At 59.4% G+C, this 23957-nt stretch carries 21 protein-coding genes and 3 pseudogenes; 16 read left to right on the top strand and 8 right to left on the bottom strand.

The genetic code is table 11. The features are described from left to right. The first annotated feature begins 27 nt into the window (after positions 1-27). From AC0T4W_RS09775 to AC0T4W_RS09720, 12 genes are all read left to right on the top strand, one after another. A complete protein-coding gene (locus AC0T4W_RS09775) occupies positions 28-468 on the top strand; it encodes an NUDIX hydrolase (protein ID WP_476318810.1) in 441 nt (146 codons plus the stop codon). A 60-nt stretch (positions 469-528) separates the two neighbouring features. Continuing rightward, entirely contained in the window at positions 529-1647 is a 1119-nt protein-coding gene (gene mnmA, locus AC0T4W_RS09770; protein WP_476318809.1) for a tRNA 2-thiouridine(34) synthase MnmA, read from the top strand. Then, entirely contained in the window at positions 1644-2264 is a 621-nt protein-coding gene (gene hflD, locus AC0T4W_RS09765; RefSeq protein ID WP_476318808.1) for a high frequency lysogenization protein HflD, read from the top strand. Before mnmA ends, hflD begins: the two co-directional genes overlap by 4 nt. A 186-nt stretch (positions 2265-2450) precedes the next feature. Continuing rightward, a complete protein-coding gene (gene purB, locus AC0T4W_RS09760) occupies positions 2451-3821 on the top strand; it encodes an adenylosuccinate lyase (RefSeq protein WP_476323560.1) in 1371 nt (456 codons plus the stop codon). A gap of 77 nt (positions 3822-3898) precedes the next feature. Continuing rightward, positions 3899-5065, top strand: a complete 1167-nt coding sequence (locus AC0T4W_RS09755) for a ribosomal protein uL16 3-hydroxylase (RefSeq protein ID WP_476318807.1) — start codon at positions 3899-3901, stop codon at positions 5063-5065. Continuing rightward, positions 5058-5483 (top strand): GNAT family N-acetyltransferase, encoded by a 426-nt coding sequence (locus AC0T4W_RS09750; protein ID WP_476318806.1) that lies wholly within the window; start codon positions 5058-5060, stop codon positions 5481-5483. Before AC0T4W_RS09755 ends, AC0T4W_RS09750 begins: the two co-directional genes overlap by 8 nt. Positions 5484-5491: 8 nt before the next feature. After that, positions 5492-6133 carry a DUF7931 domain-containing protein gene (locus AC0T4W_RS09745; protein WP_476318805.1) on the top strand — a complete coding sequence of 214 codons (642 nt, stop codon included), beginning with the start codon at positions 5492-5494 and terminating at the stop codon, positions 6131-6133. After that, positions 6130-6939 (top strand): secretin N-terminal domain-containing protein, encoded by an 810-nt coding sequence (locus AC0T4W_RS09740; protein ID WP_476318804.1) that lies wholly within the window; start codon positions 6130-6132, stop codon positions 6937-6939. The genes AC0T4W_RS09745 and AC0T4W_RS09740 overlap by 4 nt, the downstream gene beginning before the upstream one ends. Positions 6940-7510: 571 nt before the next feature. Further along, positions 7511-9106, top strand: coding sequence for an isocitrate lyase (locus tag AC0T4W_RS09735; RefSeq protein WP_430695809.1), 1596 nt, complete (start codon positions 7511-7513; stop codon positions 9104-9106). Positions 9107-9374: 268 nt separating this feature from the next. Further along, positions 9375-11375: a PhoX family protein gene (locus tag AC0T4W_RS09730; protein WP_476318803.1), complete on the top strand. Its 2001-nt coding sequence runs from the start codon at positions 9375-9377 to the stop codon at positions 11373-11375. A gap of 91 nt (positions 11376-11466) precedes the next feature. Further along, a complete protein-coding gene (locus AC0T4W_RS09725; RefSeq protein WP_476318802.1) occupies positions 11467-11955 on the top strand; it encodes a DUF4442 domain-containing protein in 489 nt (162 codons plus the stop codon). Positions 11956-12013: 58 nt separating this feature from the next. Beyond that, entirely contained in the window at positions 12014-12652 is a 639-nt protein-coding gene (locus AC0T4W_RS09720; protein ID WP_476318801.1) for a hypothetical protein, read from the top strand. 37 nt (positions 12653-12689) lie between these two features. On the opposite strand, the gene AC0T4W_RS09715 is transcribed toward AC0T4W_RS09720, so the two are convergent. From AC0T4W_RS09715 to AC0T4W_RS09700, 4 genes and pseudogenes are all read right to left on the bottom strand, one after another. Next, the gene (locus AC0T4W_RS09715) at positions 12690-14084 is read right to left on the bottom strand and encodes a pectin acetylesterase-family hydrolase (protein ID WP_476318800.1); all 1395 of its coding nucleotides are present in this window, start codon (positions 14082-14084) and stop codon (positions 12690-12692) included. A 429-nt stretch (positions 14085-14513) separates the two neighbouring features. Then, positions 14514-15218: a methyl-accepting chemotaxis protein gene (locus AC0T4W_RS09710; protein WP_476323557.1), complete on the bottom strand. Its 705-nt coding sequence runs from the start codon at positions 15216-15218 to the stop codon at positions 14514-14516. 201 nt (positions 15219-15419) lie between these two features. Beyond that, positions 15420-16196, bottom strand: a pseudogene (locus AC0T4W_RS09705) (cache domain-containing protein); the annotation flags it as partial. 119 nt (positions 16197-16315) lie between these two features. Further along, positions 16316-17635, bottom strand: coding sequence for a Na+/H+ antiporter family protein (locus AC0T4W_RS09700; protein WP_476318799.1), 1320 nt, complete (start codon positions 17633-17635; stop codon positions 16316-16318). 278 nt (positions 17636-17913) lie between these two features. Between AC0T4W_RS09700 and AC0T4W_RS09695 the strand changes: the two are divergent. The 3 genes and pseudogenes from AC0T4W_RS09695 to AC0T4W_RS09685 all read left to right on the top strand — a co-directional run. Then, a pseudogene (locus tag AC0T4W_RS09695) lies at positions 17914-19200 on the top strand (PDC sensor domain-containing protein); the annotation flags it as partial. A 75-nt stretch (positions 19201-19275) separates the two neighbouring features. Next, the gene (locus tag AC0T4W_RS09690) at positions 19276-20058 is read left to right on the top strand and encodes a methyl-accepting chemotaxis protein (protein ID WP_476323554.1); all 783 of its coding nucleotides are present in this window, start codon (positions 19276-19278) and stop codon (positions 20056-20058) included. A 115-nt stretch (positions 20059-20173) separates the two neighbouring features. Beyond that, the gene (locus tag AC0T4W_RS09685) at positions 20174-20770 is read left to right on the top strand and encodes an NADPH-dependent FMN reductase (protein ID WP_476318798.1); all 597 of its coding nucleotides are present in this window, start codon (positions 20174-20176) and stop codon (positions 20768-20770) included. 26 nt (positions 20771-20796) lie between these two features. Here the strand turns inward: AC0T4W_RS09685 and AC0T4W_RS09680 are convergent, their stop codons facing one another. From AC0T4W_RS09680 to AC0T4W_RS09665, 4 genes are read right to left on the bottom strand one after another with little or no spacing between them, the layout of a single operon-like run. Then, positions 20797-22116, bottom strand: a complete 1320-nt coding sequence (locus AC0T4W_RS09680) for an ATP-binding protein (protein ID WP_476318797.1) — start codon at positions 22114-22116, stop codon at positions 20797-20799. Beyond that, positions 22113-22781 (bottom strand): response regulator transcription factor, encoded by a 669-nt coding sequence (locus tag AC0T4W_RS09675; protein WP_476318796.1) that lies wholly within the window; start codon positions 22779-22781, stop codon positions 22113-22115. Before AC0T4W_RS09675 ends, AC0T4W_RS09680 begins: the two co-directional genes overlap by 4 nt. Continuing rightward, entirely contained in the window at positions 22782-23099 is a 318-nt protein-coding gene (locus tag AC0T4W_RS09670) for a PepSY domain-containing protein (protein WP_476318795.1), read from the bottom strand. It abuts the gene before it with no gap. Beyond that, the gene (locus AC0T4W_RS09665; RefSeq protein ID WP_476318794.1) at positions 23099-23404 is read right to left on the bottom strand and encodes a PepSY domain-containing protein; all 306 of its coding nucleotides are present in this window, start codon (positions 23402-23404) and stop codon (positions 23099-23101) included. The genes AC0T4W_RS09670 and AC0T4W_RS09665 overlap by 1 nt, the downstream gene beginning before the upstream one ends. A 286-nt stretch (positions 23405-23690) precedes the next feature. Between AC0T4W_RS09665 and AC0T4W_RS09660 the strand changes: the two are divergent. Beyond that, positions 23691-23915 (top strand): annotated as a pseudogene (locus AC0T4W_RS09660) (patatin-like phospholipase family protein); the annotation flags it as partial. Between the last annotated feature and the right edge of the window lie 42 nt (positions 23916-23957).

Here is a 23957-nt window from a genome sequence, read left to right as displayed (position 1 = left end):
CCTTTTCTCATAACAGGTAGCACGCTTATGCAGTGGCAGCCGCACATCACCGTGGCCACGGTTATCGAAGACCAGGGCCGTTTTCTGTTAGTCGAAGAAATGGCCGAAGGTCGCGCCGTGTTCAACCAGCCTGCCGGCCATCTGGAAGCCAACGAGAGCTTGTTGCAGGCCGCATTGCGCGAAACCCTCGAAGAAACTGGCTGGGATGTCGAGCTGACTGGCGTCACCGGCATTTATCTGTATACCGCGCCGAGCAATGGCATCACCTACCAGCGCGTGTGCTTTGCCGCCAAAGCGCTGCAACAACGGCCTGACTATCAGCTGGATGACGGCATTATTGGCCCGCGCTGGCTGAGCCGTGACGAACTGGCTGCGCAACCCGAGCGCTGGCGCAGCGAATTGGTGCTGCGCTGCATTGATGACTACCTGAGCGGCCAGTGTTTTCCCCTGAGCCTGATCCGCGATTAACGGCCACGCCTCTGCGCCTGCTAGAATCGCCCTCTTTTTAAGCCCGTGCCCAGTATCCCCATGCCAGATCCAACTACTCAGCGCGTAATCGTCGGCATGTCCGGCGGCGTCGACTCCTCCGTTTCCGCCCTACTCCTGCTTGAACAGGGCTATCAGGTCGAAGGCCTGTTTATGAAGAACTGGGACGAAGACGACGGCACCGAATACTGCACCGCCATGGACGACCTGGCCGACGCCCAGGCCGTGTGCGACAAAATCGGCATCAAACTGCACACCGCCAACTTTGCCGCCGAATACTGGGACAACGTGTTCGAGCACTTCCTCGCCGAATACAAAGCCGGACGCACGCCAAACCCGGACATCCTGTGTAACCGCGAGATCAAATTCAAAGCCTTCCTCGACTACGCCCTGATGCTCGGCGCCGACCTGATCGCCACCGGCCACTACGTGCGCCGCCGTGATGTCGATGGGCGCACTGAGCTGCTCAAGGGCCTCGACCCCAACAAGGACCAGAGCTACTTCCTGCATGCGGTGGGCGGCGAGCAGATCGCCAAAACCCTGTTCCCGGTTGGCGAGCTGGAAAAGCCGGCGGTACGCGCCATCGCCGAGAAATACGCACTGGCAACAGCGAAGAAGAAAGACTCCACCGGCATCTGCTTTATTGGCGAGCGGCGCTTCAGTGATTTTCTCAAGCAGTACCTGCCGGCCCAGCCGGGCAATATCGAGACCACAGATGGCGACGTGATCGGCCGCCATCACGGCTTGATGTACCACACCATAGGCCAACGTCAGGGCTTGGGCATTGGCGGTTTAAAAGACGCCAGTGACGAGCCCTGGTACGTCCTGCACAAGGACCTGACGCGCAATGTGCTGGTGGTTGGCCAAGGCAATGAACACCCCTGGCTGTTCAGCCGCGCCCTGCTCGCCTCTGACATTTACTGGGTCAACCCGATTGACCTGAGCACGCCACGCGAGCTGACCGCCAAGGTGCGTTATCGCCAGAGCGATCAGGCCTGCACGCTGGAGAAAACCGCCAGTGGCTACCGCGCCGTATTCAACGAGCCGCAGCGCGCCGTGACCCCTGGACAGTCCGTGGTGTTCTACGACGGAGAAATCTGCCTGGGTGGCGGCGTGATTGAAACCGCCGAGCCCTGGACTGCGCGGGAGCAGCAAGCGTGAATCCAATCCGCGAACAATTGATCGCCCTCGGCGCGGTATTTGAATCGGCAGTGCTGGTCGACAAACTGGCGCACACCGGCCAGGTCAGCGAGCCGGCCGTGGCCTGCATGATTAACAGCCTGCTGGTACGCGACCCGAAAGACACACTGGACGTTTACGGCGGCGATGACCTCAACCTGCGTGACGGTTACCGCGCCCTGGTCAGTGCCCTGGAGCGCGACCCGGCCAGCCTGCAGCGTGATCCGCTGCGTTATGCCCTGGCCTTGTTGGCACTGGAGCGTCAGCTGGATAAGCGTGGCGATATGCTGCAAGTCATGGGCAGCCGCCTCGACCAGGTGCAGCAACAGGTCGAGCACTTCGGTCCGACCCATGAAAACGTCATAGCCAACTGCGCCAGCCTGTATCAGGACACCATCAGCACCTTCCGCCAGCGCATTCAGGTGCAAGGCGACATGCGCCACCTGCAACAGACCAACAATGCCGCGAAGATTCGCGCTCTGCTGCTCACCGGTATTCGTTCCGCGCGTCTGTGGCGGCAACTGGGCGGCCATCGCTGGCAGATGGTGTTCAGCCGCAGCAAGCTGCTTAAAGCGCTTTACCCACTGTTGCGCGCTTGAGCGCAGGCACACCCGCTCTTAGCGCCTTTTGCACCTGAGCTGCTGGCTGCGCTGTCGATTGCGCCCAGCAAAGGCAGCTCAACGGTCACCGTCCACGGCGATCAAGCCGTCGATTTCATGTATGATACGTGCCCTTTTCAATGCCCGACTGTCCGAGAACGCCCTCATATGCAGCCTTCCTCGCTCATGCAGCTTTCCTCGCTCACTGCGGTTTCCCCCGTTGATGGCCGCTATGCCGGCAAAACCAGCGCCCTGCGCCCGATTTTCAGCGAATACGGCCTGATCCGTTTCCGCGTACTGGTTGAGGTGCGCTGGTTGCAGCGCCTGGCCGCCCATGACGGTGTTGCCGAAGTCGCGCCCTTCTCCGCTGAAGCCAATGCCGTGCTCAATGAGCTGGCCGATAACTTCGCCGTCGAGCACGCCGAGCGCGTCAAGGAAATCGAGCGCACCACCAACCACGACGTCAAAGCCGTGGAGTACCTGCTCAAGGAACAAGCTGCCAAGCTGCCGGAGCTGGACAAGGTCAGCGAATTTATCCACTTTGCCTGCACCAGCGAGGACATCAACAACCTGTCCCACGCCCTGATGCTGCGCGCCGGCCGTGACGACGTGCTGCTGCCGCTGATGCGCCAGACAGCCGAAGCCATACGCGAGCTGGCGATCAAATTCGCCGACGTGCCAATGCTTTCGCGCACCCACGGTCAGCCTGCATCGCCGACCACTCTGGGTAAGGAGCTGGCCAACGTGGTTTACCGCCTGGAGCGGCAGATTGCACAAGTGACCGCCGTGCCATTGCTGGGCAAGATCAACGGCGCCGTGGGCAACTACAATGCCCACCTGTCGGCTTACCCGCAGATCGACTGGGAAGCCAACGCCAAGCAGTTCATCGAAGGTGACCTGGGCCTGCAGTTCAACCCCTACACCACGCAGATCGAGCCGCACGACTACATCGCCGAGCTGTTCGACGCCATCGCCCGCTTCAACACCATCCTGATCGACTTCGATCGTGATATCTGGGGCTATATCTCCCTGGGTTATTTTAAGCAGCGCACCATCGCGGGCGAAATCGGCTCCTCGACCATGCCGCATAAGGTCAACCCAATCGACTTCGAGAATTCCGAAGGCAATCTGGGGATCGCCAACGCACTGTTCCAGCACCTGGCCAGCAAACTGCCGATCTCGCGCTGGCAGCGCGACCTGACTGACTCCACCGTGCTGCGCAACCTCGGTGTTGGCTTCGCCCACAGCGTTATCGCTTACGAGGCCAGCCTCAAGGGAATCAGTAAGTTAGAGCTTAATACTCAACGTATTGCTGATGACTTGGATGCCTGCTGGGAAGTCCTCGCGGAGCCGATCCAGACCGTGATGCGCCGCTACGCCATCGAGAACCCCTACGAGAAACTCAAGGAACTGACTCGCGGTAAGGGCATCAGCCCCGAAGCGCTGCAGACCTTTATCGATGGTCTGGACATGCCCGCAGAGGCCAAGGCCGAGCTGAAACTTCTGACCCCGGCCAGCTACATCGGCAACGCGGTTGCTCAGGCCAAGCGCATCTAAACGGCAGTAGCCCTCTGACGCCCGGCTATGCCGGGCGTTTTATTTTCCAGGTTTTTATTTATTTCAAGGGCTTAGCGATGAATCCTGATACTCCGCTACAACTGCTGGGTGGCCTTACTGCGCGTGAGTTCATGCGTGACTACTGGCAGAAAAAACCTTTGCTGGTACGCCAGGCCATCCCCGGTTTCGAGAGCCCGATTTCCCCGGACGAGTTGGCCGGCCTGGCGCTGGAAGAAGAAATCGAATCGCGCCTGGTGATCGAGCATGGCGCTCATCCCTGGGAACTGCGCCGCGGCCCGTTTGCCGAAGACGCCTTTAGCGAGCTGCCCGAACGCGACTGGACCCTGCTGGTGCAAGCGGTCGATCAGTTCGTCCCGGAAGTGGCCGAACTGCTGGAAGAATTCAAGTTTCTGCCCAAGTGGCGTATTGATGACGTAATGGTCAGTTTCGCCGTGCCCGGTGGCGGCGTAGGCCCGCATTACGACAACTACGATGTGTTTCTGCTGCAGGGTTACGGCAAACGCCGCTGGCAGGTTGGCCAGCAGTGCACTACCGACAGCCCGACGCTGCAACACGCGGATCTGAAGATCCTTGCCGAATTCGTTAAAACTGAAGAATGGGTTCTGGAACCCGGCGACATGCTCTACCTGCCGCCGCTCCTGGCCCACTGTGGTACCGCTGAGGATGACTGTATGACGTATTCCGTAGGCTTCCGGGCGCCAAGCGCTGCTGAAGTCCTGACCCATTTCACCGATTTTCTCGGCCAGTTCCTGCCTGACGAAGAGCGCTACAGCGACGCAGGCGCCGAGCCGACCAACGACCCGACGCAGATCCAGCGCGACGCCCTGGATCGCCTCAAGGCCCTGCTCACCGAACACATGAGCGATGAGCGCCTGCTGATGACCTGGTTCGGCCAGTTTATGACCGAACCCAAGTATCCAGAGCTGATTGCCGGAATTGAGATCGACGAAGAAGGCTTCCTCGCAGGCCTCGAAAATGGCGCGATCCTGATCCGCAACCCCAGCGCCCGTATGGCCTGGTCGGAAGTCGGCGACGATCTGGTGCTGTTCGCCAGCGGTCAGAGCCGTCTGCTTTCGGCCAGCCTGCGTGAACTGCTGAAGTTGGTCTGCTCCGCTGATGCCCTGCATATCGAAAACCTCGGCGCGTGGCTTGCCGATGACGAAGGGCGTAACCTGTTGGTTGAACTGGTCAAACAAGGCAGCCTGGAGTTTGCTGATGAGTGAGATACACGTTCGTCTGGCCGACTGGCAGAAGGACAACGCTGACCTGCGGCGCATTCGCGAAACCGTGTTTATCGCGGAACAAGCGGTGCCGCCAGAGCTCGAATGGGATGCCGAAGACGCTGATGCTGTGCATTTTCTCGCCCTGGAAGGCGACTACCCGATCGGCACCGCACGACTGTTGCCCGACGGCCATATCGGCCGGGTATCGGTACTCAAGGACTGGCGCGGCCTGAACGTGGGTGTGGCACTGATTCAAGCGGTGGTAGCGGAAGCGGAAAAACGCGGCCTGACGCAACAAATGCTCAGCGCCCAGGTGCACGCCACTGCCTTCTATGAAAAGCTCGGGTTTGCCATCGTCAGCGGGGAATACCTGGACGCGGGCATCCCCCACGTGGACATGGTACGCCATAGCGCCTAGAGGCCAAGATGAACGACGAAAACGCCCCGAGTGACCCCGCCGAGCCGCTGGAGCCCCTAGAGCTTCCCGCCATCGAGTTTCAGTCACCGGGGCGTTTTGCTGTGCACAACCCAGGCAGCCCCAGCCCAGATAGCCCGCGCGCAGAGCCTGCACCCTTTATCCTCGGTGCACATGCAACGCTGGAACGCTTCAGCCAGCCCGAACAGGCTCGCGCCCATGCACTGGCGTTGCTGCAACAAGCGCAGCGCAGCCTGTACATCTACAGCCACGACCTGGAGCCCTGGCTCTATCACCACAGCAGTGTGCAGGACGCCTGCACCCGTTTTCTCTTGGCCAGCCCGCGCAATCAACTGCGCATTCTGCTGCGCGACCCCAGCCGTGCGGTCAAGGAAGGCCACCGTCTGCTCAGTCTTTCGCGCCGGCTGTCATCCAACCTGCAGATCCGCAAGCTGCACCCGGACTACCCTAATGAGGAACTGGCGTTTCTGTTGGCCGATGATCGCGGCTTGCTGCTCTTGCCGGAAATTGGCCAGGCCAGCGGCTATGCCCTGTACCAAGATCCCGGCCGCAATCGCCAACGCCGCGCACAGTTTGATCAAGCCTGGGACACCAGCATCACCGACGCTGACTTACGGAGTTTTCTGCTATGAAGGTTCGTGCCCTGCTCGCCGCCACGCTGTTTGCTTGTAGCCTGTCCCTCAGCGCCGCTACCGAAGTGATTCCGCTGAATTTCCGCACGGCAGATGAGGTACTCAGCGTGGTGCAATCGGTGCTCGGCCATGAAGGCAAGGTCAACGCCTATGGCAACCAGCTGATCGTCAATGCCGAGCCGGCGAAGATTGCCGAGGTGCGCGCCCTGCTGCAGCAACTCGACACCGAACCACGGCGCCTGCTGATCAGCGTCGACACCAATGAATCGGGCTTTCAGTCCGATCGCGGCTACCGCGCCGATGGCACAATCAGCGCCGGCGATGCCGAGGTGCAGATCGGCCAGGGCGAAATCAATGGCCGCGACCAGGTGCGTATCATCCGCCGCAGCACCGACAGCCGCAGCGGCGGTACTCAACAAGTGCAGGCCACTGAGGGTTATCCCGCACTGATTCAGGTCGGCCAAAGCGTGCCGCTGACCACGCGCGGGCGCGATGCCTACGGCCAGCCGTACAGCAACACCCAGTACCGCAACGTCACCCGTGGCTTCTACGTGACTGCCAGTCTCAGTGGCGAGCGGGTACATATCAACATCAGCAGCAACCGTGACCGCCTCAGCCAGTCACAACCCGGCGCCATTGATGTGCAAAGCACCGATACGCGAGTCAGCGGGCGGCTGGGCGAATGGATCAGCATCGGCGGCGTCAGCGAGCAGAGCCAGGGGGAGCAAGGCGACTTTATGCAACACCGCTCGACCCAGGGCCGCGAAGACATGAGCATGCGCGTCAAAGTTGATGTAATGAACTAATAGGCCGTTGAAAAACGTAGGCGAGGCAGACAAGACAAGGTGCAAGCCGCCGGATAGAGCGGCAAAAGCTGACTTGTCGGTCGCTTCTGGATTTATGTAGTAGTCATGCGAAAAGCACTACAAAATAATTGACGAACACTTTTTGCAGAGGCATGATGGCCCCGCTCCCGCTAATCAGAGGTGCTGAAAGGCCCTCCGAATCGCGCTCCAACTTACCGTCCGAGCCGATTTGCGTTGTAAAGCCCACAAGGCCGTTCGATGAGATTGCGACTGGAACGAAGTTGTCCTGAGGGACGGGGAAGCGTTTAGCAACAGCACGCATCACGCACAGCACGTTGAGTACGTCTAACGGCATCTTTGTCGGTAAACGCTAAATGGCCCTGTCATTTGCAACAGCTGAAGCCCGCGAACTGTTTAGCTCGTCACCCTCCCCCGGATCAATTCCGTCTCAAGTCGATGTCTCGACGTTCTGCAGTTGGCTACAACAACCTCCAGCAACATTGCTGTTCAAGCATTGGTGCTCAGTGGGGAAGTCGGTGCTCAACCAAACACATACTTTGAAGGATTGACCATGTCAGCTTATCAAAACGACATCAAAGCCGTTGCCGCCCTTAAAGCCGCTGCTGGCAGCAGCTGGAGCGCTATCGACCCTGAGTCTGTGGCCCGCATGCGCGCCCAGAACCGCTTCAAAACCGGCCTTGAAATCGCTCAGTACACTGCCGACATCATGCGCAAAGACATGGCTGAGTACGATGCTGACTCCTCCGTCTACACCCAGTCCCTGGGCTGCTGGCATGGTTTCATCGGTCAGCAGAAGCTGATTTCGATCAAGAAGCACCTGAAGACCACCAACAAGCGCTACCTCTACCTGTCCGGCTGGATGGTTGCTGCTCTGCGTTCGGATTTCGGTCCGCTGCCGGATCAGTCCATGCACGAGAAAACCTCGGTTTCCGGCCTGATCGAAGAGCTGTACACCTTCCTGCGCCAGGCTGACGCCCGTGAGCTGGACCTGCTGTTCACCGCTCTGGACGCTGCCCGCGCTGCTGGCGACAACGCCAAAGCCGCTGACCTGCAGAACCAGATCGACAACTACGAAACTCACGTAGTACCAATCATCGCCGACATCGACGCTGGCTTCGGTAACCCGGAAGCCACCTACCTGCTGGCCAAGAAGATGATCGAAGCGGGTGCTTGCTGCATCCAGATCGAGAACCAGGTTTCCGACGAGAAGCAGTGCGGCCACCAGGACGGTAAAGTAACCGTTCCTCACGCCGACTTCCTGGCCAAGATCAACGCTGTTCGCTACGCATTCCTGGAACTTGGCATCGACAACGGCGTAATCGTTGCACGTACCGACTCCCTGGGTGCTGGCCTGACCAAGCAGATCGCGGTGACCAACGAGCCGGGTGACCTGGGCGACCAGTACAACTCATTCCTCGATTGCGAAGAAGTTTCCCCAGCCGACCTGAAGAACGGCGACGTGGTTCTGAACCGCGAAGGCAAGCTGCTGCGTCCTAAGCGTCTGCCGTCCAACCTGTTCCAGTTCCGTGCTGGCACCGGTGAAGCGCGCTGCGTACTGGACAGCATCACCTCGCTGCAGAACGGCGCTGACATGCTGTGGATCGAAACCGAGAAGCCACACGTCGGCCAGATCGCAGAAATGGTTAACGAAATCCGTAAAACCATCCCGAACGCCAAGCTGGTTTACAACAACAGCCCATCGTTCAACTGGACCCTGAACTTCCGTCAGCAGGTATTCGATGCCTTTGTTGCTGAAGGCAAGGACGTTTCCGCCTACGACCGTACCAAGCTGATGAGCGTCGACTACGACGAAACCGAGCTGGCTCAGGTTGCTGACGAGAAAATCCGCACCTTCCAACGTGACGGTTCTGCTCAGGCTGGTATCTTCCACCACCTGATCACTCTGCCGACTTACCACACCGCCGCGCTGTCCACCGACAATCTGGCCAAAGGTTACTTCGCAGAGCAAGGCATGCTGGCCTACGTGAAAGGCGTTCAGCGTCAGGAGATCCGTCAAGGTATCGCCTGCGTTAAGCACCAGAACATGTCCGGTTCCGACATCGGCGACGCTCACAAAGAGTACTTCGCTGGTGAAGCGGCCCTGAAAGCCGGCGGCAAAGATAACACCATGAACCAGTTCAGCTAAGAACCGGCTCACTCAACCGAGGCCACGATCAAGGTTGAGGGTGTTAAGAAAATCCCAGCAGAAATGCTGGGATTTTTTTATGGCCTGCCATCCATGGCGGCCACCCTTCTGGCCGTCGCTGTGCGACGTTAAAAATGGCTCCCGGCCATTTTTTTACCCGCGATTCGCCCTTCTCCCGGTTTTGTGCGCGTTCGCACAGCCGCTGTCATGATTACGTCAATTTCATTGGATAGCGTCAGGCACCCGTCGATTAATCCAAGGAGCCTGCATGAGCCTCGCTAATGACCAACCCGTGCTGTTCGGCAATGGCGATGAATTGCCCAGCAATGCGTCCAATAACCCGCATATCAATCAACTGATTGATTGCATTAGCCGCCGGCAGGTATTGGCCGCAGGCGCCGCGTTTGGCACCCTGACGTTTCTCGGCAGCGCTCTGCCTGGCACTGCGGTTGCGGCAGAGCCCGCCGGCAACGGCCTGGAAAAACTGCGCTTTAGGCCGCGCAGCAAACTGCCGTTCACTGCAGTCGCCACCAGTCGCCTTGATGGCATCAGCGTACCGGCCGGTTACCGCGCCACGACCTTTATCCCCTGGGGCACACCCATCACCGGCAGCTACCCAGCCTACCTGAATGACGCCAGCAACAGCGCTCAGGACCAAGCCGAGCAACTGGGCATGCACCATGACGGCATGCATTTCTTTCCGATTGACGCCCAGCGCGGCGGCAAGAAAAGCGATCACGGCTTGCTGGTGCTCAACCACGAATACGTCGATGCGCCGCTGCTGCACCCCAACGGCCCGACGCTGGTGGCTGGCAAACGCAACAGCGCCGAAGAAGTACGCAAGGAAATCAACGCCCACGGCGTTTCAGTGGTGGAAGTACGCCGCGACCTGAATGGCGAATGGGCGGTATTGCCCAGCGCTAGAAACCGCCGGATTACCGGGGCCACGCTTATGCACATCAGCGGCCCGGCGCGCGGCCATGTGCTGCTGAAAACCCGTTACAGCCCAAAAGGCACCGCCACTCGCGGCACCCTGAACAATTGCGCCCACGGTTTTACTCCGTGGGGCACCTACCTGACCTGCGAAGAAAACTGGGCCGGCTACTTTGCCAGCCGCGATAGTGACTTGCCGCGCGAGCTGAGCCGCTATGGCTTGCGCAGCAGTAGCCGCTACGGTTGGGATCACCTCAGGGGGGATGAGTTCGAGCGCTTCGATGCCACGCGCATCACCACCACCGCCAGCGCAGACTACCGCAACGAGCCAAACCACTTTGGCTGGATTGTCGAAATCGACCCGTTCGCGCCGGAATCCGTCCCCGTCAAACGCACGGCACTCGGCCGCTTCGCCCATGAAGGCCTGGTGTTCGCCCCAGTGAAATCGGGTCGCCCAGTGGTGTGCTACTCCGGCGATGATTCGCAGAACGAGTACATCTACAAATACGTCAGCCGCGGCAAGTACTGCCCTGGGCGCAGCAATGGCCGTTTACTCGATGAAGGCACGCTGTATGTCGCGCGTTTCGATGCCAGCGGCAAGGGTGAATGGCTGGCGCTGGATATTAACGACAAGAAGTTCCAGAAGGCCTGTAAGGCCGCCGCAGTGAGTTTTGCCGACCAGGGTGAAGTGTTGATCAATACTCGCCTGGCCGCTGATGTGGCCGGCGCAACCAAGATGGACCGGCCGGAATGGGGCGCAGTCAACCCGGATAACGGCGAAGTGTATTTCACCCTCACCAACAACAGGGCTCGGACCAGCACCGATGCCGCCAATCCGCGCCCAGCCAACGCGTTCGGCCATATCATCCGCTGGCGCGAATTGAGCAAGGATTACGCCGGCCGGCAGTTTGTCTGGAGCCTGTTTATGTTGGCTGGGCCTGAGACCGATAGCGTCGGCCCGAATGGCAAACCGCTGACTGCCGATAACCGCCTGGCAAGCCCCGACGGGCTGTGGTTCGACGAAGAAGGCCGCCTGTGGATTCAGACCGATATGAGCGGCAGTCAACTTAACAGCGGCCCGTTCGGCAATAACCAGATGCTGGTTGCCGAGCCGCGCACCGGTGAACTGAAGCGCTTTCTAGTCGGGCCTGTCGGCGCCGAGGTTACCGGTATTACCGCGACCCCGGACTTCCGCACCCTGTTCGTCAACATTCAACATCCGGGTGAAGGCTCAACGTCTACCAATCTGCTCAGTACCTGGCCCGATGGTTCTGGTCAGCGTCCGCGCTCGGCTACGGTGATCATCACCCGCGAAGACGGCCGTCGGTTGCTCTAACCGACGGGCAATAACGTGACCGGCCAGCCCTGGCCGGTCACATTTCGCTGTGACAGACTCATGCCCTTCCCTTTGCGCAAAGAGCATCAGCATGTCCAGCAACCGCTTGAGCCGTATTGTCGGCAAAATACAGCAACTGCCCAGCGCCCTGCAAAGCCCCGCTCTGTCGCTGCTGTTTGGCTCCCAAGTGAAGTTCGCCGGCACCGCCAAGGTGCGCGTGCATACGCTGACCCAACAGCAGGCGGTGATGAGCATCGCTAACAAGCGCAAAGTGCAAAACCACATCAAAGGGGTGCACGCCGCCGCCATGGCGCTGCTGGCTGAATCCGCCACGGGCTTTCTGGTCGGCATGAACGTCCCGGACGACAAGCTGCCGCTGATCAAAAGCCTCAAGGTCGACTACCTTAAGCGCGCCACTGGCAGCCTACGCGCCGTAGCCAGCCTGACACCCGAGCAGATTCAAGTCATCCACACCCAGGAAAAAGGTGAAGTACTGGTTGCCGTAACCGTGACCGATGAAGCCGGCATCCAGCCAATCCAGTGTGAAATGCTGTGGGCCTGGGTCAGTAAGAAGCGCTGACTGCAGACTCGACTAAGCTGAAAACGCCGCACTGTGCGGCGTCATTCAGGAGATCGCGGTGCAGGGAAAACCTCTTTTAATCGGCGGCGGGCTGGTGCTGGTTGCGGTGTTCGGCACGCTGTACTGGCGCTTGCACAACGAGCCGCAAGTAGTAGCGATGGCCAGTCAGGCCGATAGCCCAGCAAGCGTGATTATTGATGACAACCCTTCAACGCCGATGCCCACAGAGGCGCAGCTACAGGAACTGCTGCAAAACCCCGCCGTGAAAAACCAGGAACAACGCCTAGCGTTCCATCAGGCCTACCGCAGTTTTGTCAGCGGCGCCGCCGAGCTAACGCCGGCACAACGTGAGAGCCAGGCACAAGCCTTGCGCGAGCAAATCGAAACCTACGAGCAGCGCAGCGAATTGGCCATGAGTGAGTCCCTGTTACTGCAACTGGGCCTGATTCAGCTCACCACTGACGATGAACACGCGCAGAAAGACCAAGCCGCCGCACTGATCGCCCACTACAAGGCGATCAGTGCCGAACGCGAAGCCAAGGCCGCGACACCAAGCGCCGAGTTTCGTCGTTACAAGACCGATGAGAAACGCATCGTCGAGGAAGTCCTGAGCATGGACAGCTTCCCCGATGGTTTGAGCCGTGATGAGTACCTGCGCCAACGCCTGCAACAGGCACGCGAACAGCACTATCAATAACCCGACCTGAGCAGGCTGCTCAGGCCGGGGGCTGGCGCTACAGCAGTTGGTCGAGCGCGTAATACAGCAGGTTAAAGGGTTTGTTGCGGTCGGCGGTGTCGCTCTGCTCAGAAGCATCCAGTACCGGGCCGCTGCCATTCATCACGTTATTAACGAAGTCATCCAGTTGCAGGTTCTGCTCCTGAATATCCGCGTTGGCAAACTCGATGATGCTCGTGCAGTGGCTTTCATTAACCGCGCGGTACTGCGGGAAGTAACCGCCGACATTCGGCAGGTTGGCCAGCTCGTTACGCAGCCTGCCGGTATCCACCTCCCATTTAGCGTGGATTAGCGCCTCCTTGGCGGCCTGGTTTGGTGCATTGATAATCTCCGGATAGAAGCGCTCATAGGAATAGGACGAGTAATTCAGGTCCTTCCAGAAATGCGTATGGCCCATGCGGTCACCCGCCAGGTTACTCGACAGCGCCGGGTAAATAGTGCCCAGATTGTTCAGGTTAAGCCCTGGTAAACGCGCCTGCAGGTACGGCAGCGGCCCGGCGTCCAAGCCCCAAGCAGTGCGGATAAAACCCTGCAGCGGCAAGGACGGGTAAGCCCCGTTACCACCACTGCTGATGGCCGAGAACACCGGACCGGAATCATTGATCAAGAAGCTGCGCGTCGGCGCTATGTCCTGCCGGGTTGGCGCGTAGTTGGTCAGGCTGCCGGCACCTCCGGCGCTGCACCCGGTGGTGAGCATTTGTGTGGGTCGCGGCAGGTTGTCTTTCAGCCAGCCCACCACCGCACGCATATTGCGCAAGCCGTTGTGGTGCCAGATCAGCGGCGCTTGCTGGTTCTGCGGATCTTCATAGACCGCAACCTTGTCACCTGAATAAATGTCGCCGGTGCAATACGGCACATAGACCATATTCCAGTTCTGGGTCTTCACTCGCGTCCAGGGATGCAGGCGTACCACAAACGGGCTGACTAGACTGGCCCCCGGATTGAGCAGGCTCATGTAGTCATTGGGAATGCCATCGGGGTTACGTGCGCCACGAATACCGCTCTGACCAGTACAACTGGCGTAGTCCCAGCAGGCCCCGCCACCCTCCAGGTAGATGATGGTGTTGCGGGTATTGGGTACGCGGTTAACGAAGAATTTGTAAGGCGAGCCGTTACCGCACACCGCACCGGTTTGCGGAGCCATCTGCACGGTTTGCCAGGCGTAGTAATTGGCTGGTTTGAAGCCGCTGTTGAAACCGCCCGGGTTGGCCAGCAGCGGATATGGCCCGAGGCGTTGCGCCGGAGTGACCTTGTTATCCGCAGCCGGTGCCACTACCAGGTTGCTCAGGGTTTGCCAGAAGTTGTAATCGCCCTGCTCGGCCTGCACTGGCATGGCCAGGGCCGAAACTATCAGCGGCGCGGCACAGCGCCGAAGTGCTATCGCTACAGACATGGTGAGTCCCTCATCTTGTTGTTATCGATGGGTCCACATACCCGAGCCGTTGTACGAATCCCCTCCAGTTGTCACCCAAAAAAGCCCATCACCTACTGGAGACTGCTCATACACCGCGCCGAAGCAGCAGTAACTGCGCGTACCCAAACGTGTCGCCATGGTTCCTAAAACAGGCTGACGTGGCGATTTATGCACGCTAGTCCAAGAAACTCCCACTAACCACAGGGCTACATATTTATTGGATATAGCTCGTCAGGTTTTAAGCTATTGCGGTTATCTGCCGCCGCGTTATTTCTGTAGGAGCGGGCCATGCCCGCGAAACGATTATCGCGGCCATGGGCCGCTGCTACGGACTCATGCCTAGAACAATAAAAAGGGAAGCCTGGCTTCCCTTTTTATGCCGCAGCTTATATGCCGCAGCAGCAGCTGCTAGATGCGGAACTGGCGCACCAGAGCGCCCAGTCGATCGCCCAACCCAGCCAGGTTGCGTGCGGTCTGTGCGCCCTGTTGGGTTTCGTCGGCCACGCTGTCGACCGCCACGGCAATCTTGTGCACGCTGCGGTTGATCTCTTCGGCCACAGCAGTTTGCTCTTCGGCGGCGCTGGCGATCTGCGCGTTCATCGCGTTGATGGTGCCGATCAGCTGCGCGATGGCATCCAGCGACGTGCCGGCACGATTGGCCTGCTCGCTGGTGACATCACCGGCATCGCTGGAGCGGCGCATCGCGGTCACAGCATCCTCAGTACCCTTCTGCAGGCGGTCGATCATGCCCTGAATTTCCTGGGTGCTCTGCTGCGTGCGACTGGCCAGCGCCCTCACCTCATCGGCGACCACGGCAAAGCCACGCCCCGCTTCACCTGCGCGCGCAGCTTCAATGGCGGCGTTGAGGGCCAGCAGGTTGGTTTGTTCGGCGATGGAGCGAATCACATCAAGCACACTGACAATCGACGTCACGTCTTTCTGTAGGCTATCGAGGGACACGCCGCTGTCGCGGATATCCTGCACCAAGGTGTGGATGCGCTCGATACTGCCATCGACCACCTTTTTCGCCGCCTGGCCTTCGGTGTCGGTCTTCTGCGCCGCTTCTGCTGCGCCCTGGGCGCTTTGCGCGACTTCATGGGCAGCTGCGGACATTTCATTGATGGCAGTCGCCACCTGATCGGTTTCATGGCGCTGACGCTCCATGGCCTCCTCGGAACGCTGCGCCTGGGACGATACCTGGCTGACCAGTTCGGTGAGCTGACCCGTCATGTCAACGATCTGCCGTACCAGGCCGTGGATCTTCTCGACAAAGCGATTGAACGAGCCGGCCAGCTGTCCAAGCTCATCGTCGCCGTTGATCGGCAGGCGGCGGGTCAGGTCGCCTTCACCAGCGGCGATGTCGTCGAGGTTGTCCTTGATCTGCTGCAACGGCCGCAGGAAAGTATTGCTCAGCACCACACCAACAATGCCGAAGACCACCAGCAGCACGGCGGCAATCACCATGATGCTGGTAATGATGGTGCCGATGCGCTCATCGATTTCCACCTGCACCTGCGCGATCTGCGCCTCGACGCCGTCAAGGTTGATCACTGTGCCCAGGGCCATGTCCCATTTCGGCAGGTAGTAGCTGTAGGCCATTTTTGGCACCAGCACCGAATCATTGGTCGGCAGTGGCGAGCTGTAATTAACGTAGTAGCTGTTGTTCTTGGCAACACTTACCAGCTCACGATTGATGTATACGCCATTCGGGTCGCGTCGGTCGGCCAAGCTTTTGCCCACATCCACCGGGCTGTCGCCCCGGAACAGACGCACCACATTGGAGTCGTGAGCGAAGAAGTAACCGTCCTTGCCAAACTTGATTTTCGAGAGAACGGCGATGGCCTGCTCTCGGCTGGCCATATCGCCTTGCGCGGCGCCGTCATACAGGGTTTGCACCGAACCCAGGGCGATCTGCACGTAATGCTGCAGCTCGTTGCGGCTTTCCTGCAGCAGGCGCTCGCGAGTTTCGCTGACCTCCTCGGCCGCCAGGTTTTGCAGCACCTTGGCAGCGGCACCACTGAGCACCAGGGCAAATAGCACCACCGGAATCAGTGCCAGCAGCACGACTTTTGATTTCAATGTAAGACGCATCGGACAGGTCCTTGATAAGCAGTACAGCGGAATAAAAACGGGGCTACCGGTTTATCGGTAGCCCCGCTGAAAGGTTGAGCCGTCTGGCGCTGTCGCGCTGCAGACGAGCAATGCCCCGGTCAAATCACCATAGCTGCTGCCCAACCGAATACCAGCAACGGCAGGTTGTAGTGCAGGAAGGTCGGCACCACGCTGTCCCAGATATGGTTGTGTTGGCCGTCGGCGTTGAGCCCTGCGGTTGGGCCGAGGGTCGAATCGGAAGCTGGCGAACCGGCATCGCCCAGCGCACCTGCAGTGCCGACGATGCACAGGATGGCCAGCGGGCTAAAACCCAGCTGCAGCCCCAGCGGCACGAAGATCGCCGCGATAATCGGCACCGTGGAGAACGATGAACCGATGCCCATGGTCACCAATAGGCCGACCAGCAGCATCAGCAGCGCACCGAGGGCCTTGTCGTGGCCAATCAGTGCGGCGGAACTGTCGACCAGGTTTTTCACCTCGCCGGTGGCTTTCATCACCTCGGCAAAACCGGCGGCGGCGATCATGATGAAACCGATCATCGCCATCATCTTCATGCCTTCAGTAAACAGGCCGTCGGCTTCTTTCCAGCGCACAACGCCAGATACCGAGAAGATGATAAACCCGACCAGGGCGCCGATGATCATCGAATCCAGCCACAGCTGCACAACAAACGCTGCGACAATCGCCACGCCTGCCACCAGCAGGCTTAGCGGGTTGTAGGCAACATCCACACGCTCGACCTGCTCAATCTTGCTCAGGTCATACACGCGCTTTTTGCGGTAGCTGAACAACACCGCCACCAGCAAGCCGAACAACATGCCCAACGCAGGAATTGCCATGGCCTTGGTCACATCAAGGCCGTTGGTATCGACGCCGCCCCTGGCGACATTGGCCAACAGAATGTCATTGAGGAAAATCCCGCCAAAACCCACCGGTAGAAACATGTAAGGGGTAATCAAGCCGAAGGTCAGCACGCAGGCAATAAGACGGCGGTCGAGCTGTAGCTTGCTCAATACATACAGCAGCGGCGGCACCAGCAGCGGGATAAAGGCGATATGAATCGGCAGGATGTTCTGCGAGGAAATCGCCACCGCTAACAGCAGCGCAATCAGCAGCCACTTGAGCAGACCGGCGCCTTTGGCATCCTGCTTGCCAACCATGGCCAGCGCTTTGTCAGCCAAGGCATGGGCCAAGCCAGACTTGGCAATCGCCACCGCAAAGGCACCCAGCAAGGCGTACGACAGTGCCACCGTAGCGCCGCCGCCCAACCCTTTATTGAAGGCTGCCAACGAGCCTTCAATACCCAGGCCGCCAAGCAGACCGCCAGCCAGGGCGCCGACGATCAGGGCTACCACCACATGCACACGGCACAAACTGAGAATCAGCATGATCCCCACTGCCGCAACGACTGCGTTCATCGATTTACTCCCGCCATTTAAGTAGGTCCGCGAAGGTTTCGACCTTCTCTGGATGCTGCGCCGGCTCGGCGAAGGGCGCGTACTCTGCACAATGCTGACTGACCTGTCAAAACACCCGTAAACTATTCTGTACAAGGCGTTGCTAATTTCGATTACCCTGCCATTTCCAAGGCGCTGCTGGCCTGCAATTAACTCTGCTTTAATTAACGTGAAACTTAAAGAAAAGCGCCTAAGCGCCGATAGGCGCCCTAAGCCTCTGCCATAAAAAGGTTCTGAAAATGCTGTTCAGCCGACTCTCCATCCAGTTGAAGATCACCCTGCTGGCAGGCCTGTGCTTGCTGGCCATTGTTGCCGTGCTGGTGTCTGCCTCGGTTATCCAGGCATCACGCAGCGCGGTACTGGTCAAGCAGGCCAGTACGGCAATGCTGCAAGAGTCCGCGCAACTACGTATGTCGGCACGCGGCGAGTCTCAGGCCCTGCAGATGCAGCGTTACTTTATGGACGCCTACCAATACGGGCGCGGCGCAGCCACCCAGGTGCTGTTTATCCGCGAGCAGGCGGAAAAGCGCTTTCTCGATGCTTTCGACCTACGCGAAGACCTGACCCGTCAGGTGCGCAGCGCGCTGGAAGCCAACCGCAGCTTGCTGGGTATTTACGTGGCGTTCGAGCCCAATGCTTTGGATGGCAAGGACGAGCTGTTTACTGATCTAGAAAACCTGGGCAGTAACGACAAGGGCCGTTTTTCGATCTATTGGTCGCAAGGCGACGACGGCGAACTCAGCTCCGAGGCCATGACGGAAGAAAACTTGAATGACACCACCCCAGGTATCAGCGGCGCGCCCTATAACGCCTGGTACAGCTGCCCCCTGCAGCAAAAAAAGGTGTGCCTGCTCGACCCTTATATCGACGAGGCTGACGGGGTGAAAACCCTGATGACCAGCATCGCTTTCCCCTTGATTCAGGGCGACAAGGTTATTGGTGTGCTAGGCGTGGATATCAGCCTGGCCAGCCTGCAGGAACTCAGCACCAGCGCACACCAGGGCCTGTTCGACGGCGCCGGGCATGTCAGCATCATCAGCCCTGCGGGTTTGCTCGCCGGGCATAGCCGTGACAGCAGCCTGCTGGGCGGCAAGCTGGAAAAAGCATTCGCCGATCAGCACCAAGAAATGATCCGCATGGTGGCCAGCAATCGTCCGGAGGTTCTGCACCACGAAGATGCGCTGCAGGTGCTGCAACCGTTGCTGCCGATCCCTGAATCCCAGCCCTGGGGCGTGTTGATGGAAGTACCGGAAAAAGTCCTGCTGGAGCCGGCTACCCGTCTAGAAGCGCAAATGGATGAAGTGGGCACCCGCGATACCGTGATCTCTCTGGGCCTGGGCCTGGCTGCCGGGGTGGTGGGTATTCTGCTTATCTGGTTGACGGCGTTGGGCGTGACCCGGCCGATTCTCGGTGTTGCGGCAATGCTGAAGAATATCGCCAGCGGTGAAGGCGATCTGACTCGCCGCCTGGAATACGCCAAGAAGGATGAGCTGGGCGAGTTGGCCAGCTGGTTCAACCGTTTCCTCGACAAGCTGCAGCCGATCATCGCTGACGTAAAACTCAGCGTACAGGACGCCCGCAGCACCGCCGACCAGTCCGCGATGATCGCCAGCCAGACCAGCGATGGCATGCAGCAGCAGTTCCGCGAAGTCGATCAGGTGGCTACCGCGTTCCAGGAAATGAGCGCCACTGCGCAAGATGTTGCACACAACGCAGCCCAAGCCGCAGAAGCGGCGCGCACAGCCGACCATGCCAGTCGCGAAGGTATAAGCGTGATTGGCAAGACCACCTCAACCATCGAACTGCTAGCCAATGAAATGAACGTGGCCATGCAGGAAGTCGAAGGCCTGGCCAACAGCAGTGAGAAGATCGGCTCGGTACTCGAAGTAATCCGCTCAATCGCCGAACAGACCAACCTGCTGGCCCTTAACGCCGCGATTGAGGCCGCCCGCGCAGGGGAAGCCGGGCGCGGTTTTGCCGTTGTCGCCGATGAAGTACGCAACCTGGCCAAGCGCACCCAGGACTCGGTGGAGGAAATCCGCCAGGTGATCGAAGGGCTGCAAAGTGGCACCAAGGAAGTGGTCAGTACCATGCACAGCAGCCATCGCCAGGCGCAAGGCAGCGTCGAGCAGGTGGAACAGGCGGTGGCCGTGCTGCAACGCATCAGCCAGGCAGTCAGCGTGATTACCGACATGAATCTACAAATCGCCAGCGCCGCCGAAGAACAAAGCTCGGTGGCCGAAGAGATCAACCGCAACGTGGCCTCGATCCGCGATGTTACCGAGTCGATTTCTGCCCAGGCCGATGAGTCGGCGAAAATCAGCCAAGGTCTGAACAAACTGGCCAACCACCAGCAGAGTCTGATGGACCAGTTCCGCGTCTAAACGCCGGGCATGGCACCATCGGACCGCCACTCTGGCGGCTGTTTCCTTGTGACGCAGGCTAGCAATCGTTAGCCTGCGTTTTTCATTTCTGACTTCTCAAATAACGAGGTGCACGATGCTCAATATCGCTCTGGTGGCCGGTTCCAGCCGCAGTAACAGCCAATCGGGCAAGGTCGCCCGCTTCTTGCGCCAGCGTCTGATTCAGTTGGGGCATACTGATGATGCGCAGAGTCATGTCATTGACCTGGGCCTCGCCCCGCTGCCGCTCTGGCCCGCCGACGACACCGGCCCCTGGGGGCTGTACAGCAAACAGCTGGCGGCCGCCAATGCCGTGGTGATCATCTCTCCGGAGTGGAATGGCATGGCCTGCCCGGCAATCAAGAACTTCTTTATCTACGCCAGCAAGGCCGAACTGGCGCACAAGCCAGGGTTGCTGGTGGGGGTATCGTCCGGGGTTGGCGGGGCTTATCCGATCAGCGAATTACGCGCTTCCAGCTACAAGAACTGCCGTCTCTGCTACCTGCCCGAACACCTGATTGTGCGCAGCGTCGAGAAGGTGCTGAACACGCCATCGCCAAGCAGCGAAGACGATCAGCGCCTGCATGCGCGCATCGATTACGCGCTGGATATTCTGGCCAAGTACGCGCACGCTCTGCTTGCGGTACGCACCAGTATCGACATGAGCAACCCGGCATTTGCCAACGGCATGTGAGGTTGCGTTGGGCGCGCCTGATCAACTCAGGTGTGCTTGACGGGCAAGCTGACCGTTACGCGCAGCCCGCCCAGCGGGCTGTCCGTCAGCTGCATACGTCCAGACCAGGCATCGACGATATCGCGCACGATACCCAGGCCCAAGCCATGCCCGGCCACCTGCTCATCGAGACGACTGCCACGGCTAACCACGTCGTCGCGCTGCGCGGCCTCGATGCCCGGCCCATCGTCATCAATCGCTAATTGATAGCCCTCTCCCGTCTTACTGATCTGCAACTGCACCTGGCTATCGGCCCACTTGCAGGCGTTATCCAGCAAGTTGCCGAGCAGTTCCAGCAGGTCTTCACGGTCCCAGGGCAAGCGCAAGCCAGACTCGGCCTGCCAGTCCAGCTCCAAGTGAGAGCCATGGATCATCACCAGGGTCGAGAAAAGCTCCGGCAGCTCATTGGCGCAGTCAAAATGCGCGCCTGGCAAAGCTTCACCGGCTAAACGAGCGCGGCCCAGTTCACGGGCGATGCGCTGCTCAATCTGTTGCAGCTGGCCATTCAGGCTCTCGCGCAGTTGCGGTAACTGCTTGAGCTCTTCGCGCGTAGCCAGACTGACCAGCACCGCCAGCGGCGTTTTCAGTGCATGGCCGAGGTTGCCCAGAGCATTGCGTGAGCGTTTGAGGGTGTCTTCGGTATGCGTCAACAGGTGGTTGATCTGCGCCACCAGCGGTTCCAGCTCCTGCGGTACTTGCTGGTCCAGCTGGCTGCGCTGGCCTTGTTGCAGCTGCATAAGCTGCCTGCGGGCCTGTTCCAGCGGGCGTAGCGCACGACTGACGATCAGCCGCTGCAGCAACAGAATCAGTGCCAGGGCGGTAACCCCCAAGCCCAGAACGACTTTCTGCACCTGATTGAAACTGTTAAGTATCGGCCGGTAATCGCGCGCTACGTGAATCACGATGGGCTGGCCATAGCGCTGAAAGTCGGCGCGGTACACCAACCACTGCTGACCTTGCGGCCCGTCACCTAGCGCGTCCTGCAAACCAGCGGCTTCAATTGTATGCAACTCACGGTCCCAGAGTGAGCGCGAGCGCCAGCTCTGTTCCTCCAGGTCGATGCGAAAATACTGACCGGAATAAGGCCGTTTGAACGCCGCACTCAGGCGACGCTCATCCAGTTGCAGGCCGCTGGGCCCACGCACAATCGCGCCTAGCAGGGTTTGCGTTTCATCCTGCAGGGTTGTCTGCAGGTAACTGCGCAGGCTGCGGTCGAACAGCCAGAGACTGCTTTGCGCCAGCAGCAAACCGATAATCAGCAATACGCTGATCAGGCCCAAGCTCAAACGCCGCTGAATCGACCTCAAGCAGCATCCCCGCTAAAGCGGTAACCCTGACCGCGACGGGTTTCGATGATTTCGCGCCCCAGTTTTCGCCGCAGATGATTGACGTGCACCTCGATCACATTCGAGTCACGTTCGTTCTCACCATCATACAAGTGCTCAGCCAGATGGCTCTTGGACAGTAACTGCCCGGCATGCAGCATAAAATAGCGCAGCAGGCGAAACTCAGCGGCAGTCAGCTGAACCTCTTCGCCATTACGTTGCACCGACTGCCGACTTTCATCCAATTGCAAACCCGCCGCTTCCAGCTGTGGCTGATTGGCCAGGCCATGGGCACGGCGCAGCAACGACTGGATGCGCAGTTGCAGCTCTTCTGGGTGGAAGGGTTTGCTCATGTAGTCATCCGCGCCCGCCTTGAGCCCCTCAATCCGCTCGGCCCAGGAGCCACGCGCCGTAAGGATCAATACCGGTGTGGTAAGGCCGCCCGCACGCCATTCCTGCAACACTTCAAGCCCCGGTTTGCCAGGCAAACCGAGGTCAAGAATGATCAGGTCATAGGGTTCGGTCGCGCCCTGGTAGGCGGCATCACGGCCATCGGCCAACCAGTCCACCGCATAGCCCTGTCGGGTCAAGCCGGCTAGCAGCTCGTCCGCCAGGGGCACATGGTCTTCAACCAGTAACAGGCGCATTCAGTCTTCCACCTCGTCCTTGAGCACTTCGCCGGTGCTGGCGTGCAATTCCAATTCGCGCACGACGCCTTGCTCGGTCACCAGCTCGACTTCGTAGACCAGTACGCCGTCCTCTTCTTCCAGCTCAACTTCCAGCAAAACTGCACCGGGATAAGGCTTCAAGGCCATCTGCAGCAACTGTTCAAGGGGCATGATCAGCCCCTCGCGGCGCAGGCGTAATGCCTCATCCTGGTCCAGATCACGCGCATTGCTGCTGAGCGTGACCGTCAGCAGCAGGCAGGCCAGGAGCGCGCGGGCAAGCCAAGCAGTGCTGTTCATCAATCGTCTCGTTGGTTCTTCAGCACTTGAGCGTTAGTGGCATCCAACTCTACGTCCCACTGCACGCCCTGGGCGTCGCGCACTTCAACCTGGTAGATGTAGCGGCCGTATTCTTCTTCCAGTTCTGTATCTTCGGTCTTGCTACCTGGGTGCAGCGCCAAGGCTGCGGCATTGAGCTTTTCGAAGGACTGGATGGTGCCGGCGTCACGCAGTTTGAGTGCTTCATCCGGACCCAAGTCACGGGCTTGCGCCAAACCAGCAGTCAGAGTCAGGGCAGCAGCAAAAACGGCTGTCAGGGCTTTCATATTCAAGTTCCTTGTAGGGTTGGCTTTCGACGAAGCCCAAGTTACTGCACAGGACTTAACTCAAGCTGAATTTGCTTAAGGCTTAGCTCAGCACTGATTTATCCCGACCCACGCGTGCGTCACTCACGCGCTGAAGTCGCTTGGCCTGGCAATCTCGCGCTCTATAATCGCTGCCTTGCGCGATGGAGGCCAGCATGAGTGCGATATTAATCAAGTCCCCTGCTTGGACAATCAAGGCTGGTAAACGCGCCCTCGCGCGCAATCGTGAGCACGGCCTGCAACCGGCGGATGTAGGCAGGACGTTTGGCTGCTGGCGCCCTCGCGTGACTACCTGGCGCGCTTGCCCCATGGCAAACTTCCAGACCGCAAAGACTTCAGCCGTTACCTGGGCGATGATGCCGGCCGCGAACGCTATTGGCGCACGACCACGAGCGAAAGCCAGCGGCTTGGCGACGAGTTTCTCGAACTGGTCGACAGCGCTCGCCTCAGCGAGCGCCTGCAAGCATTTTGATAATCCGTGGTGCGAAGTACTTTCGCCACGTAGACATGACCA

This window comes from Pseudomonas sp. C7.1 (assembly GCF_056312395.1).
This window is presented reverse-complemented; position numbering and strand designations above follow the sequence as displayed.

Coding starts and splice junctions, on each gene's coding strand:
- AC0T4W_RS09750 (WP_476318806.1), top strand. CDS start 5,058: ATGAGTGAGATACACGTTCGTCTGGCCGACTGGCAGAAGGACAACGCT.
- AC0T4W_RS09775 (WP_476318810.1), top strand. CDS start 28: ATGCAGTGGCAGCCGCACATCACCGTGGCCACGGTTATCGAAGACCAG.
- AC0T4W_RS09685 (WP_476318798.1), top strand. CDS start 20,174: ATGCTCAATATCGCTCTGGTGGCCGGTTCCAGCCGCAGTAACAGCCAA.
- AC0T4W_RS09755 (WP_476318807.1), top strand. CDS start 3,899: ATGAATCCTGATACTCCGCTACAACTGCTGGGTGGCCTTACTGCGCGT.
- AC0T4W_RS09690 (WP_476323554.1), top strand. CDS start 19,276: ATGATCGCCAGCCAGACCAGCGATGGCATGCAGCAGCAGTTCCGCGAA.
- AC0T4W_RS09730 (WP_476318803.1), top strand. CDS start 9,375: ATGAGCCTCGCTAATGACCAACCCGTGCTGTTCGGCAATGGCGATGAA.
- AC0T4W_RS09745 (WP_476318805.1), top strand. CDS start 5,492: ATGAACGACGAAAACGCCCCGAGTGACCCCGCCGAGCCGCTGGAGCCC.
- AC0T4W_RS09675 (WP_476318796.1), bottom strand. CDS start 22,781: ATGCGCCTGTTACTGGTTGAAGACCATGTGCCCCTGGCGGACGAGCTG.
- mnmA (WP_476318809.1), top strand. CDS start 529: ATGCCAGATCCAACTACTCAGCGCGTAATCGTCGGCATGTCCGGCGGC.
- AC0T4W_RS09670 (WP_476318795.1), bottom strand. CDS start 23,099: ATGAACAGCACTGCTTGGCTTGCCCGCGCGCTCCTGGCCTGCCTGCTG.
- AC0T4W_RS09725 (WP_476318802.1), top strand. CDS start 11,467: ATGTCCAGCAACCGCTTGAGCCGTATTGTCGGCAAAATACAGCAACTG.
- purB (WP_476323560.1), top strand. CDS start 2,451: ATGCAGCTTTCCTCGCTCACTGCGGTTTCCCCCGTTGATGGCCGCTAT.
- AC0T4W_RS09710 (WP_476323557.1), bottom strand. CDS start 15,218: ATGTCCGCAGCTGCCCATGAAGTCGCGCAAAGCGCCCAGGGCGCAGCA.
- AC0T4W_RS09735 (WP_430695809.1), top strand. CDS start 7,511: ATGTCAGCTTATCAAAACGACATCAAAGCCGTTGCCGCCCTTAAAGCC.
- AC0T4W_RS09715 (WP_476318800.1), bottom strand. CDS start 14,084: ATGTCTGTAGCGATAGCACTTCGGCGCTGTGCCGCGCCGCTGATAGTT.
- AC0T4W_RS09740 (WP_476318804.1), top strand. CDS start 6,130: ATGAAGGTTCGTGCCCTGCTCGCCGCCACGCTGTTTGCTTGTAGCCTG.
- AC0T4W_RS09665 (WP_476318794.1), bottom strand. CDS start 23,404: ATGAAAGCCCTGACAGCCGTTTTTGCTGCTGCCCTGACTCTGACTGCT.
- AC0T4W_RS09700 (WP_476318799.1), bottom strand. CDS start 17,635: ATGAACGCAGTCGTTGCGGCAGTGGGGATCATGCTGATTCTCAGTTTG.